This is a genomic window from Bartonella vinsonii subsp. berkhoffii ATCC 51672, assembly GCF_902825225.1.
Classification (GTDB): domain Bacteria; phylum Pseudomonadota; class Alphaproteobacteria; order Rhizobiales; family Rhizobiaceae; genus Bartonella; species Bartonella berkhoffii.
Map to the genome: position 1 here is coordinate 20,978 of NZ_CADEAK010000011.1, position 12,798 is coordinate 33,775.

At 38.1% G+C, this 12,798-nt stretch carries 11 protein-coding genes; 3 read left to right on the forward strand and 8 right to left on the reverse strand.

Going from position 1 to position 12,798, the window contains the following annotated elements:
* Window positions 1–526 precede the first annotated feature (526 nt).
* Genes J7R10_RS06190 through J7R10_RS06200 form a run of 3 tightly spaced genes read right to left on the reverse strand, consistent with a single transcriptional unit; the run spans window position 527 to window position 3,292 of the window.
* The gene (locus J7R10_RS06190; protein WP_010705569.1) at window positions 527–1,498 is read right to left on the reverse strand and encodes a WD40 repeat domain-containing protein; all 972 of its coding nucleotides are present in this window, start codon (window positions 1,496–1,498) and stop codon (window positions 527–529) included.
* A gap of 9 nt (window positions 1,499–1,507) precedes the next feature.
* Window positions 1,508–2,536, reverse strand: a complete 1,029-nt coding sequence (locus J7R10_RS06195; protein WP_010705568.1) for a CobW family GTP-binding protein — start codon at window positions 2,534–2,536, stop codon at window positions 1,508–1,510.
* Window positions 2,537–2,551: 15 nt separating this feature from the next.
* Window positions 2,552–3,292 (reverse strand): creatininase family protein, encoded by a 741-nt coding sequence (locus J7R10_RS06200; RefSeq protein WP_026501358.1) that lies wholly within the window; start codon window positions 3,290–3,292, stop codon window positions 2,552–2,554.
* A 1,360-nt stretch (window positions 3,293–4,652) separates the two neighbouring features.
* On the opposite strand from J7R10_RS06200, the gene J7R10_RS09955 reads away from it, so the two are divergent.
* Complete coding sequence (locus J7R10_RS09955) at window positions 4,653–4,850, forward strand: hypothetical protein (protein ID WP_244428935.1); 198 nt, start codon at window positions 4,653–4,655, stop codon at window positions 4,848–4,850.
* 317 nt (window positions 4,851–5,167) lie between these two features.
* Here the strand turns inward: J7R10_RS09955 and J7R10_RS06210 are convergent, their stop codons facing one another.
* On the reverse strand, window positions 5,168–6,502 hold the full coding sequence (locus tag J7R10_RS06210; RefSeq protein WP_010705565.1) for an NAD(P)H-dependent oxidoreductase: 1,335 nt from the start codon (window positions 6,500–6,502) through the stop codon (window positions 5,168–5,170).
* A gap of 166 nt (window positions 6,503–6,668) precedes the next feature.
* Here J7R10_RS06210 and J7R10_RS06215 point away from each other — a divergent pair, with 166 nt between their 5' ends.
* Window positions 6,669–7,148: a MaoC family dehydratase gene (locus J7R10_RS06215; protein WP_010705564.1), complete on the forward strand. Its 480-nt coding sequence runs from the start codon at window positions 6,669–6,671 to the stop codon at window positions 7,146–7,148.
* 465 nt (window positions 7,149–7,613) lie between these two features.
* On the opposite strand, the gene J7R10_RS06220 is transcribed toward J7R10_RS06215, so the two are convergent.
* Genes J7R10_RS06220 through J7R10_RS06230 form a run of 3 tightly spaced genes read right to left on the reverse strand, consistent with a single transcriptional unit; the run spans window position 7,614 to window position 10,125 of the window.
* Complete coding sequence (locus J7R10_RS06220) at window positions 7,614–8,273, reverse strand: methionine ABC transporter permease (protein ID WP_010705563.1); 660 nt, start codon at window positions 8,271–8,273, stop codon at window positions 7,614–7,616.
* Entirely contained in the window at window positions 8,266–9,300 is a 1,035-nt protein-coding gene (locus tag J7R10_RS06225) for a methionine ABC transporter ATP-binding protein (protein ID WP_010705562.1), read from the reverse strand. The genes J7R10_RS06220 and J7R10_RS06225 overlap by 8 nt, the downstream gene beginning before the upstream one ends.
* 6 nt (window positions 9,301–9,306) lie before the next feature.
* The gene (locus tag J7R10_RS06230) at window positions 9,307–10,125 is read right to left on the reverse strand and encodes a MetQ/NlpA family ABC transporter substrate-binding protein (RefSeq protein ID WP_010705561.1); all 819 of its coding nucleotides are present in this window, start codon (window positions 10,123–10,125) and stop codon (window positions 9,307–9,309) included.
* 519 nt (window positions 10,126–10,644) lie between these two features.
* On the opposite strand from J7R10_RS06230, the gene J7R10_RS06235 reads away from it, so the two are divergent.
* A complete protein-coding gene (locus tag J7R10_RS06235) occupies window positions 10,645–11,271 on the forward strand; it encodes an SH3 domain-containing protein (protein WP_010705560.1) in 627 nt (208 codons plus the stop codon).
* A gap of 82 nt (window positions 11,272–11,353) precedes the next feature.
* On the opposite strand, the gene J7R10_RS06240 is transcribed toward J7R10_RS06235, so the two are convergent.
* On the reverse strand, window positions 11,354–12,385 hold the full coding sequence (locus J7R10_RS06240) for an aspartate-semialdehyde dehydrogenase (RefSeq protein ID WP_010705559.1): 1,032 nt from the start codon (window positions 12,383–12,385) through the stop codon (window positions 11,354–11,356).
* Window positions 12,386–12,798 lie beyond the last annotated feature (413 nt).

Here is a 12,798-nt window from a genome sequence, read left to right on the forward strand (position 1 = left end):
TCTTCTTTTTTGTAAATTATGGGTGTGAATGTAAATTAAAAAAGTAGATCTCAACGGATTATTCTCATTGTCACAAGATATCAGAAGATATTAAAATGCTGCATGTTGTAATTCTACCGGTGGTTTTAAAGAATGGGTGTTTAAAGAAGATTTATGATGCGCTGCGTGAGGATGAGCGGTTCTTGAGGGGTAGCATTGTGTTTGCAGCGTGGCTTGAGATTCGTAGTGTTTGTTTCTCATTGCTTTTAGAAGGTTGTGTGACTCTTTTATCTGCAATGATTATTGTTCTTTTTTCCAGTTCTTTGTGTTGTGACAGCTCTTGTATTAAGGGAGTTCATAAGAGGTAGCTTTATTCTTTTCTTAAATGGTTTTATTCATCCCCCTCCCCTCACTTATGATGAGCAAGGGAATAGTCTTATTTGATTCAATGTAAACAGGTTTGAAATGAGAGAATCCTGTGATATTGGGGAGACATGCAAGTTGCGAAAAGATAGAAGGATCATTGTCAATCAATTTCTTGTCTTTCTTAAACAGTCATATTGATAATACCACATTCACCATTTTCACTGCCGAAAGCAAGGTTGTGCCCCGTCTGATCCCAGTTAAGTGCAGAGATGGCACTTTTTCCACAGTCTTTTAGAAGGATTTCTTTTCCATCGTGAAAATGTGCACATAAAATCATTCCGTCATGAAAGCCGATTGCGACAATTTCTTCACTTGGATGACATGAAACGGCACTGACAAGTGCATGTGCTCGTGTCCCCAGTTCTAATGGTGTTTTCCCCATAGGACCATCTTTGGTATGAAAGGGCCAAATAATGGCTGCTGATGCGCCTGATGTTGCAAGCCATTTTCCTTTTGTGCTCCAAGACCAGCTTTTGACTTTGCTTGGGTATCCACTCATGCGTAAATGTTGCTGATCGGTAAGACGCCAGCCATGTAAGGCATTTTCTTGCATAGTAGAAATGACATAGCGGTTGTCTGGTGAGAAGGTGACATCAAAATGTGCTCCTTTCCAGACCAGTGTGGTTGGGGGTATTTGTGTTGATAACCAATGAAGGGTAACCCCATTGTAATGGGCAACAGCAAGTCGTAAACCCTTTGGAGCGAAAGCAAGACCTTCCACACTGCGTTCATGCTTAAGTTCTTGCAATCCCTTACCAACATTTGCCAATGCTAAACGTGAGGAAGCAAAAGCAAAAATTTTCTGTGGCCCAAAAGCAACTTTGTTGATCCATTTTCGTTCTTGTTGTCCTAGCACTTTTGTCTGACCATCTGCTGTTGTTTGACAGGCTTTGCCATCTTCTCCACCCGTGATGATCGCTGTGTTATCATAAGAGAAATGGCTTGAAATTATCCCTTGATGAACTTCTATGGTTTGAGGAGTTGGATTTAAAAAAACAATCAAGCCTTCTACTGAAACAAAGACTGGTTTATTGTCAATAAAACCACAGGAAAGGCAATAACTTTGAAGATTGTAAGGGGTAATGTTTGGCATTCTATTCACTTATGCGCAATTTTCAAAACCAGTTCTAAGTTTTTTGGCATCAAGGGAGTGGCCGATAAAAACAAGTCGACTTTCACGTTTTTCTTCTTCACGCCATGGACGTTGATGCTGTCCTTCAAGCATCATGTGTATGCCTTGAATAACATAGCGATCATTGTCTCCTTGAAAAGCAATAATCCCTTTTAAACGCAAAATATCAGGACCTTGTTGTTGCGTAACCTCTTGAATCCACGGAAAAAACTTTTCTGGTTGAAGAGCACCTGTTTTTAAACTTACAGAAGTCACTGTAATGTCATGAATGGGGGAGGTGTGGTGATGTTGATAGTCATGATGACAATCGGGACCACAAACATGGTCTGCATGTTGGTGGTCAAGAAAATGGGGATCATTCTCTAAAGTCCGTTGGAGGTCAAAAGAACCAAGATTGAGAAGTTTCTCAAGAGGGATATTGGCACGCTCTGTTGCATAAATTACTGCTCGAGGATTAATCGCCAAAATGAGCGATTCAGCATGTACACGTTCTTGTGCATTCACAAGATCAATTTTATTTAAAAGAACGATATCAGAAAAGGCAATCTGATCTTCAGCTTCACGGCTCTTTTTAAGTTGAGAGGGTAAATGTTTTGCATCAACAACTGCTATGACACTATCAAGAGCTGTTTTTTCATGGACATTATCATCCATGAAAAAAGTTTGTGCCACGGGAATTGGGTCAGCAAGTCCTGTTGTTTCTATAATGATTGCATCAAATCGATGAGAGCGTTGCATCAGGCTTTCTAGAATACGAATAAGATCTCCGCGCACAGTACAGCAAACACAGCCATTATTCATTTCATAAATTTCTTCATCTGATTCAACAATAAGGTCATTATCGATACCAATTTCACCAAATTCATTGACGATAACGGCAGAACGTTTGCCATGATTTTCACTGAGAATACGATTGAGAAGAGTGGTTTTTCCTGATCCCAGATAGCCTGTCAGAACCGTAACAGGAAGTTTAGGGGGCATATTTTGTTTCTTTTCCATGGTTCATACCTTTTATCATAATACATCTAGTTTAAATCGACTGATATCATCAAGTAAATCACGAAGCCCACAAAGAACATGAGAGAAAATTGCTTCACCTGCTTGTGGTGTTGCTTCACTTGCATTCCCTGCTGCGCCTTGTTTATTAAGATCACGCATGGTCCATCCAAAGGCGTGGGGACCATAAGCACGTAAATACCGATAATGGGAAATCATATCCGCTTGTTTGTTGTGAAAATTTTGTGCCTTTTCCATATGCACTTTTTCTGGTGCTAAATAAAGCATTAAGGAGGTTTCTATAAATCCTCCATGAATGTCAAGATGCTGTTGAGAGGGTTCCATTAAGCCTTGCGGTAGACCAAAACGGTTCCAGCTTGTTGCCACTGCAAGCATGGAAAAGCGCCTGCGTAATTCGGTGATAACAATGCTCATTAAAGGGGAATTGCCGCCGTGAGCGTTGAGAAGAAGAAAACGCTTGATACCTTGATGAGAACAGCGTTCACCGATTTTTATCCAGTGTTCAATAGCGTCAGAAAAGGTGAGGGTTTGTGAGCCCGTAACATCCATATGCTCAATGGAATAACCAATTTTTTCAACTGGTAAAAGCATGATAGGGAATTGCTCTTTTGTTTGGAAAGTGAGTGCTTTTGCAAAAGCTTCAGCAATAATCCAGTCGGTTTCAAAGGGGAGATGATTTCCGTGATATTCGTGTGCACCCAAGGGCAAAAGAGCGAGGAAAGGTGTGTTGAGTCCCATAAATTTATTGCCAAAAAGAGAAGTCAAGAGATGCGAAGTGATCACAAACGGTGAGTTATTTCTTTTGATTTTAATCCATCTATAGAAAAAACGCAAACAAGAGTGTTTTGTGCATCAAATGTAGAGAATGAAAAAGACTGCTTTGTTAAAAACAGCGGAGATATGGTTAAAAAAAACCTCCATATTATGGTACAAATTTTCAAGGATGAAATGTATTTTGTGAAATATTTCAATTTGGCATTTGTTTTTTTGGAAAGTAAAGGTCTCAGAATGATTAACTCCCCATCTTATAGTTTAGAATAAATCCTCTCTTCTGTTCATATAAGGTTTAATTTTAGGGCTCAAGTTTAGGCTGTACGCAAAAAACTTCTTTACTATAAAGGATAAGTTTTACTGCTGAAGAGTAGGAAGAAATATGGGACTGTTCATGCAAAAAAGAAAGTTGGAATTTAGTTTTTAAATCAAGATTTTGAGAAGTTTTTTTGTTCTATTTTGTAGCTAATCTATCAATTTAGGAACTGCTTTTTGATCAATATGACTTTAATAATGTCTCTCTCATTTGAATATTTGTGAGAGAAAAAGTACGTGGATGAAGAGTGTCCTTGAAGAAAGTTTACTGAATGTGATGTGGTGAAGACCTATGCATTTGTTTATTAAAAGATCCGATCATTTGGATAGTTAAGACGCGTGTAAATTGGTTTTTTTATACATGATATGGTTTATTGAAGAGCAGAAGAGATCTCTCATTTTTTTGGTGTTATACTTACTGAGAGTGAAGAGGGCAGGTAGAGAAAGTAAAATGAAAAACAAGTATAGTTTTTTGACTTTTCCCTTTATAATATTCTTTGTTGCCTTATAACATGGGATATTTTTTTGATTTACATTTTAATCTACTTGATGAATGTCTCACTTTTTGTTTTATTATAAAATTTATGTTATCAAATTTTTTTATTATGATTTCATAAAGACAAGAAATATATTTATATTGATTTTCTATAGTTCTTTAAAAGATAACACTGTTGTCTCTATTAACGTTTTACGAATATCATTTTATATAAATCTTATTTTTATTCATGATTAATTTAAATGTTATTATTTTATCAAGATTTTATATATTTACACGAAATACATAATGTATTATTCTTTAATCATAATTTGTTATGAAATACATCATATCATATTATAAGTATTGATGCGAATTTTGTTTTTGAAAATTTTAAATATTATTTTACTTATTCAGTAAAGAAAAATATAAGAAAATAAAGCTATGTTTAAATTATTTAAAAATCGTATTTGTTTTTATGTTTTTACGGCGTTTATTCTTTGTTTAATACAAACTATAGAAAGTCATGGGAACATTATGAAGAATCACTTTCAAGCACAAGAAGGAGCGCCTGTTGCTGCTATAGCAGCAACAGGTAAAAATGCAGTTATTGACGCTGTAGAAGTTGTTAAGGTTATAGATATGGCTGTTATCCGTGATGCTGAGGGACAAGATGGACTCGCTTTTGAAAAGATTGAGAACGTGTCTTTATTTGCAGCCTTTTGGGGTGGGTAGGTTTTATATCCGTTTTATCTTCTTTACTCTCATCGGATCTCATTGGTGTTTTAGCATCTCTTTTAGGGTTAATTCTTTAAATTTCATTGAAACTCTTCTCTTTTATTAATACGTGTTGTTGGTCATTTTTGAAGAAACAATATCTCTGAAGCCGTATAAATGCGGCTTCAGAGAGGGGGATGGGAGAGAAGATGCAGTATTTCTATGCATCACTAGAAGGTGTTAAGCCATTCAGGTGTGATCTTTGCTTTAAGGATAAAGTTCGATTTTTTACAGCTTATCGCTCTTTATAAGTAAAAAGGGTAATAAAATTTTGTTTATATACCCGTGGAAGAAAAACCATCAAACAAAAGGTCTTGTTTTGTGCGAAGTTGGGCAATCCACTGGTTTTTTCGAATGGCAGTGTTATGCAAAGTGATCAGTTCATTTTTTTTAATTTCTGCTGTCACTGTTGCTTTTTCCAAAAGACCACAAGGAATGGCGTAGTGAGCGTGCGCTTCTACACTGCTCATGATCCAAGCGCGATAACTATAAAGACCAATGAAATCTAACTGATCACCAGGATGCAAATCTTTCTTAGCAACAGCACACACTTCCGCTACTGGAGGGCTAAGCGATGCCATGTCTTTTTTGCCATAAAGCATTATGCGGGCGCAGGTTAGGGGAACTTCCATTGCTGTTAAATGATAAGGGCGATGAAAAGTGAAATAAGGTCCTTGACCCATTTTTAAGTCTTCCATACGTTCGCGTAAACGTGGATGTGCTATTTCTGCAATCACGAAAACACCTGGAGCAATCCCTTGACCTATTGAATAGTCCACAACACCATATCTCTCTAAAAGACCCCCATCTTGTTTGGGAATAAGCACTTTGCTTAAATCTTGGAGTGCTGCTTGTGGACCATGCATTCCTGGGCAATCGGGGAGAAGTCCAGTTGCATTGGCAATGGCTGCCATTTCAACCATTGTTTTAGAACCATCAATAAATTCAACCAACATGCGCACATTCATATTGCGTTGCAAGGCTTCTTCCTCATAAGCATCCGGTGTGGCATCAAAGATAAGGGGATTGTTTTTTCCTTTACCAGCTGCAACAATTTTGTGTCCAAGAGCTGAAACAAATTCGATGAGTTCCATGCAAGAAGTGGGTTCATCACCGGCTCCAAGTGTATAAATAAGACCTCTTTTTTCTGCTTCATGTTTTAGATAAGCACCAATCGTAACATCTGCTTCAACATTCATTGTGACAAGGTGTTTATTGTTTTCAAGGGCTTTAAAGCCAATTTCTGCACCAGCTTCAGGATAGCCTGTTGCATCAACCACAATGTCAATTTGTTCATGGCGCAAAACGAGATCAATATCATCTGTCGCTGCAATCAATCTTTTTTCAATTGTTTGCGTTAAGGCATGAGAATTTTCAACTTCACATGCATAGCCTTTTTCACCATAGGCTAACAGAGCGGCATCGAAAATACGTGAGGGTGTTCGCGTGGCAACGGCTGCAACTGTTATGCCATCCATTTGCGAAACAGTTGAGAGTAAATCTGTACCCATTTCACCACAACCGATGAGCCCAATGCGGATGGGTGGGTGGTTTTCTGCACGCTGCTTCAAATCACGCGCTAAACCTGTGAGACTTACATTGCTTGCCATTATTTTTTCTCATTTGAAAATTACCTTACGAAAAGAGTATTTTCTTATTCATAAAGTACTTTACTCTTTAAAAGAGTTCCTCTTTTATTCTTGATGCTCTAATCAATGAGTTTTATAAAAGCAAGAGGGTAGGGGTATTTTTATCAAATAAAACAGGAAGGGCGTTATGCAGCAAAAAATAGCCGTACAAGATGTCGTTAATTTTATTGGAAAAGAAGTGGGAATATCTGAATGGCGCCTTGTTACGCAGGACATGATTAATCAATTTGCAGGCGCAACAGATGATCATCAATGGATACATGTGGATGAGGAAAGAGCTAAAAAAACCCCTTTTGGTGGCACGATAGCTCATGGTTTTTTAACATTATCGCTTTTATCTACATTAGCTTATCAGGCCCTTCCACAGTTGGAAGGGGCAACTATGGGGATTAATTATGGTTTTGATAAAGTCCGCTTTATGAGCCCTGTGAAAACAGGTGCGCGGGTGCGTGCTCGTTTTGTTTTAAATAATGCTGAAATTCGTCCTTCTGGTCGGGTTGTTTTTCATTATGGCGTAACAGTGGAAGTTGAACAGTTAAAAAAGCCTGCTCTCACGGCTCAGTGGCTTATTGTTGCTATGGTTGGTGATAAATATACGAATTTCTAAATTCTTGTAATACTTTGTTTTTCTGAATTTTTGCGCTTTTTTCTTAAGAGAGCAGGCGGGCATAAGGCTTGTCATGATAGAGTTTATGGCGAATAAAGCGCTTTTTGCATGTTACAAGCAGGGGTGGTGTGTGGATAAAAACTCTTGAAGAAAGGAGATCATGTGCTTCTTATGAACCACCTCACTCCACAAGCTTTCGCAACATTTAGAGCTGGTAAGTATCATAATGGTACACTTCCACAAGTATAAAGATGGAGATGCTTCATGGATTTTCCATCATACTCTTTACGGATCGTGTCATGAGATGGTGGTGAGAACAACCAATGGTGATTTCTTAAAAAAGCACATGAATGCGCAGCACAATGGTGGTTTGGGCTTTGGAAAGCACGTGATCCATTAAACATCACTTTGCATGCGCAATCTTCATCAGTTCGTTATGATTGGGGTGCAAATTTGAAAATTGTTTTAGTGTTTTGTTTTATCAAGTTTTTGTACAATTTTATCAGAAGACCATTGGGTAATGACATTCAGAATGATCAAAAGGATGATAACACTTGTCATGATAGAGGTATTATAACGCTGATAACCATAGCGGATTGCCATATCTCCTAAACCGCCTCCGCCAAGATATCCTGCAAGTGAAGTGGCTCCGATAAGAGAAATCATCATGACTGTAAAACCCGTGATCAGGCTAGAGAGCGCCTCAGGAATAAGAACATGCCTGATAATTTGAAGACGACTTGCTCCCATAGAACGAATAGCTTCAATGAGATCCTTTTCAACGGTTTTAAAAGAGAGTTCGGCCATTCGTGCATAAAAAGGAATAGCTGAAATGGTGAGTACAAAAATAACCGCAGGCATTCCGATACCTTTTCCTACAACCATGCGCGTAAGGGGGAGAAGGTAAAAGGCAAGAATAATAAAGGGAATAGCACGAATACTATCAATGATAATACTCAAAGGGCGATTGATGAGAGGTGAAGCAAAAATCCATCCACGTGCGGTTGTATAAAGGAGAAGACCAAGGGGAAGCCCTATCATCAGTGCCATCAAAGAAGCACTTATTGTCATCAAGATTGTATCAAAAACGGCTCTGAAAAGTTCATGGGAGAGAATATTAAACATAACCTAGAACCTCACAATATCGCGCTTTTTCAGTCAACCATTTCACGGCTTTTTCTGAAGCTTCTTTATTTTGGTTAGGAATAGCTAAGAATAAACGACCAATGGTTTCGCCTTGCACTGTATCAATGCCACCATGCAGAATACGTGCTCTTAAACCGATTGCATCCTCTAGTAAATGGAGGAAAGGTTGTTGGGCGATTTCACCTGCAATATTTATTTCAATGACAGCTTCTTGACCCATGGCTTTCAGATTTTTTGCAAATTTTTCAGGAAGTTGTGGAGTAACAAGTTTGAGCATAGCAATGGTCGTCTCTTCTTGTGGTGATGTAAAAATATCTTTCACACGTCCTTCTTCCATAATACGTCCTTTATTGAGGACAACAACGCGATGGGCAATGGTGCGCACAACTTCCATTTCATGGGTAATGAGTACAATCGTAAGATTGAGGCGTTTGTTAATATCGGCGAGAAGTTCTAAAATGGATTGTGTTGTTTCAGGGTCAAGAGCAGAAGTTGCTTCATCTGATAACAATATTTTGGGATGAGCGGCTAGAGAACGTGCAATCCCAACACGTTGTTTTTGCCCCCCTGAAAGTTCTGCTGGATAACAGTGTTCTTTCCCACATAATCCTACCAATTCAATCAGTTCAAGGGCACGTTGATGGCGTTGTTTTTTGTTTATACCTGCTAATTTAAGGGGTAGGGCAATGTTATCAAGAATAGTTTGTGATGATAAAAGATTGAAATGTTGAAAAATCATGCCAATACGTTGACGGTAAGGGGCCCATTCGGTCTCTGACAAGTTTGAAACATTAATATCTTCAAAAAAAATTGATCCTGAATCAATTTTCTCTAACCCATTTAAACAACGAATAAGTGTGGATTTTCCAGCTCCGCTGCGTCCAATAATGCCAAGGATTTCTCCTGCATGGATATTGAGAGATAAATTATCAATAGCTGGAATGCCAGCCGCTTTACTATAACAACGGCTGACGTTTTTTAAGGAAATCAGAGAGGGTTTTTCCATTTACACTTACCAAGATGTTTGGGCAGCCGGTCCGAAAATTTCTTTGATTTTTGCACGGACAGGCTCACTATTATAAGCAGCAACTAATCTTTTGACCCATGGTTCATCTTTTTCGGCAGTCCGTACGACAATGATATTGTTATAAGGATTATTTTCTGCTTTTTCCCACGCGATCGCATCTTTTTGTAAGTTTAGTCCAGAGACCAAAGCCCAGTTTGTATTGATAACCGCAATGTCAAAATCATTGAGTGCTCGTCCTAACATACCGGCATCTAATTCACGAATTTGCAAGTTTTTAGGGTTTTCAATAATATCAAGCGGAGATGCAAGAATATCGTGAGGATCTTTTAACTGAATCAGACCTAAAGAATTGAGAAGAAGTAAGGCTCTTCCCCCATTTGATGGGTCATTAGGAATGCCAACATGAGCTCCCTCTTGAAGTTCTTTTAACTCTTTGATTTTGTGAGAATAGACACCAATTGGGGCAATAAATGTATATCCAACAATTGAAAGTTTATAACCATGCTGTTCAATTTGATTTTTAAGATAAGGGGTATGTTGAAAAGCATTCGCATCAATATCCCCCGCATTGACAGCATCATTGGGGAGGGTGTAATCAGAAAAATAAACAAGTTTGATATTTAAACCTGCTTTTTTAGCTTGTTCAGCAGCAACTTTCCAAACAGTTGCTTCATGTCCTTCCATAACACCAAGTTTGATTTCTGATTTGTCTGCTGCCATGGAAAAGCAAGGAGATAAAAAGAGTGCAAAGAGAGAAAAGAGTAATTCAAGTGTGGTACTCCAAGATAATTTCTTTAATATCATGTGCTTTTGTCTTTCTTTTCCAAGAGATTTTTCTGAGGGAAGTTCAATAACCTCTGTATTATTTTAGAAGGACTTAAGAATATAAAAGCTTCATAGAATATTCAATCATTTTTGTTCAAAAAAGACTATTATTTTTTTCTATATTGTAAGCATTCTTGCAAAATAACATTATTCGCTTAAAATATTTCTGCGCATTTCTGCAAAATTCAAGAAAAAATTATTATATCCTTATCATTTGTTTGGGGAACCAATAGCAATTTCAAAACTTCTTTAAGTGATGTGTGACTGAATCGTTAAGCGATCAGATGACGGTTTAGTCGTAAATTCATAAGGAAAATATTGCGCAATCAAGACAAGAGCCCGTGTACATAAAGTGGTAGAGGAAAAAGTTTAAGAAGGTTTTTCCCAAAATGAAGTGGATCTTTAAGGAGACAAAAAGTGACCACAATTTGACTGAAACACGGTACATTTTGCAAAGGTGAATATTTTGCCTTTCATATTCTGGAGAGGAAAAAAAGAATGTTAAAAAAGAATTTTTTATCAAATACAATCATTTTATTAGCTTTAAGTGGACTGGGGTCGGGAATGACTGTTTCTCGTGCGGATGCTGCTATGGTTAGTCGTGTAACAACGGATCATGTTATTTTACGCACAGGTCCAGCGATAACTTATAAAGCTATCGCAACTGTTCCAACGGGAGCAAAAGTGCAAGTGAATGGCTGTCTCTCCAATAAAGCTTGGTGTTCTCTTCGTTATAATGGAAGGATTGGTTGGGCGCCTGCACGTTTTGTCAATGTCAATAATGTTCCTTTGATTTCTTTGACAAAGACGCATGTAAAACCACATTCTATGATAAAAGCACAAAAGAAAAAAGTAAAGCAGACTGTTTCTAGATCTAAAACTCTTACGCTACCTCAGAAAATACGGAAAAATATGCAAGAATTATACAGAACAGATGTCATTATTGATTCCACAGGTGTTAAAAAAAGGGATGAACGAACAATTTTGAATCCATCACCAAAGGCACAGGGTGTATCGGTAAAGCACGTGAACGCGTATAATCCCTTTTTTCCAGATGACGTTAATTTCAAAAATTTTGAACGCAATGAAACGCGTTACCGGATTGTGACTTATCCTTCTCCATAAAGAGAAAGAAAATCCATTGTTGGGATGACAGAAAAAGTACGGCAGCATAGAGCAAAAAAATGCTTTATGCTGCTTTTTTGGTTTAGTTTGCGGATTTAGGTTTTATCAAATGACGAGAAATGAGTAATTCAGCAATTTGAATAGCATTCAATGCTGCTCCCTTTCTGAGATTGTCAGCCACAACCCAGAAAGCTAAACCATTTTCAACGGTGATATCTTCACGAATACGGCTAATAAAGGTATCATCTTCACCAGTGCTTTCATAGGGCGTTATATAGCCGCCATTTTCGTGCTTATCGATAACTTGGCAGCTAGGCGCTTCACGTAGAAGCTCTTGTGCTTCATGGGCGCTTAGTGGCTTTTCTAATTCAACATGAACAGCTTCCGCATGACCGATAAAGACAGGAACGCGAACAGCCGTTGCTGTTAGTTTAATCTTAGGATCAAGAATCTTCTTCGTTTCAGCCGTCATTTTCCATTCTTCTTTTGTATAACCATCTTCCATGAAAACATCGATATGGGGAATGACATTAAAGGCAATACGTTTGGTGAATTTTTTTGATGTGATGGGATCGGCAACAAAAACGGCTCGTGATTGTTCGAAGAGTTCATCCATGCCTTTTTTACCAACTCCAGAAACCGATTGATAAGTGGATACAACAACACGTTTAATGGTTGCTGCTTCATGGAGAGGTTTTAAAGCTAAGACCAGCTGGATTGTTGAACAATTGGGGTTTGCTATAATATTACGCTTGGAAAATGCATCAATGGCTTCGGCATTTACTTCAGGCACAATCAAAGGGACATTGGTATCATAGCGCCAAGTGGAGGAATTGTCGATAACCACACATCCGGCTGCAGCAATTTTAGGGGCATATTCTTTGGAAATACTTCCCCCCGCAGACATCAGGCAAAGATCTGTATCAGAAAAATCATAAGTATCCAGTGCTTTTACTTTTAAAGTTTTGTCACCATAAGAGACATTTTGCCCTAATGAGCGTCGTGATGCCAAAGGAACGATTTCATAAGCAGGAAAACCACGCTCTTCTAGAATTGTGAGCATTTCACGACCAACATTTCCTGTTGCGCCGACAATTGCAACTTTAAAACTCATTTTCCATACTCCTGTCCCTCTCTATGCTTTTTTCCTTAAGCTAATCTCACGAGAGGGCGCGTTAGCTAAGGATCATTCATTTCATATTGATTTTCAAAAACCCATATTTTGTGCATACGCATCATGTGCGATAGCACAATAAACCGGCTCGTTTTAAATACTATTGCCCTTTTGAATCTTCGAGAATTAAGAAAGTTTGAATATTTTATGCCAAGCTGTATGAATACCCCCTTGACAGCGCCTCACTCTAGTGAATTCTCTCTCTTCTGTCAATTATTTCCCTTAAGAAGTGTGGATGTTGTAACGGTTGGTTTATGTCTTGCGCCGGTGGAAGTTTTTCTCTTTCAGTTCATCATAAAATGTTCGTTCAAAGAGAGGTTCTTATGAGAGTGACGTTCCTGTTTTTGAGTCTC

Excerpts from the sequence above, each read along its gene's own strand:
- J7R10_RS06240 (WP_010705559.1), bottom strand. The coding sequence starts at position 12,385 with ATGAGTTTTAAAGTTGCAATTGTCGGCGCAACAGGAAATGTTGGTCGT.
- J7R10_RS06190 (WP_010705569.1), bottom strand. The coding sequence starts at position 1,498 with ATGCCAAACATTACCCCTTACAATCTTCAAAGTTATTGCCTTTCCTGT.
- J7R10_RS06195 (WP_010705568.1), bottom strand. The coding sequence starts at position 2,536 with ATGGAAAAGAAACAAAATATGCCCCCTAAACTTCCTGTTACGGTTCTG.
- J7R10_RS06210 (WP_010705565.1), bottom strand. The coding sequence starts at position 6,502 with ATGGCAAGCAATGTAAGTCTCACAGGTTTAGCGCGTGATTTGAAGCAG.
- J7R10_RS06200 (WP_026501358.1), bottom strand. The coding sequence starts at position 3,292 with ATGGGACTCAACACACCTTTCCTCGCTCTTTTGCCCTTGGGTGCACAC.
- J7R10_RS09955 (WP_244428935.1), top strand. The coding sequence starts at position 4,653 with ATGAAGAATCACTTTCAAGCACAAGAAGGAGCGCCTGTTGCTGCTATA.
- J7R10_RS06215 (WP_010705564.1), top strand. The coding sequence starts at position 6,669 with ATGCAGCAAAAAATAGCCGTACAAGATGTCGTTAATTTTATTGGAAAA.
- J7R10_RS06235 (WP_010705560.1), top strand. The coding sequence starts at position 10,645 with ATGTTAAAAAAGAATTTTTTATCAAATACAATCATTTTATTAGCTTTA.
- J7R10_RS06230 (WP_010705561.1), bottom strand. The coding sequence starts at position 10,125 with ATGATATTAAAGAAATTATCTTGGAGTACCACACTTGAATTACTCTTT.
- J7R10_RS06220 (WP_010705563.1), bottom strand. The coding sequence starts at position 8,273 with ATGTTTAATATTCTCTCCCATGAACTTTTCAGAGCCGTTTTTGATACA.
- J7R10_RS06225 (WP_010705562.1), bottom strand. The coding sequence starts at position 9,300 with ATGGAAAAACCCTCTCTGATTTCCTTAAAAAACGTCAGCCGTTGTTAT.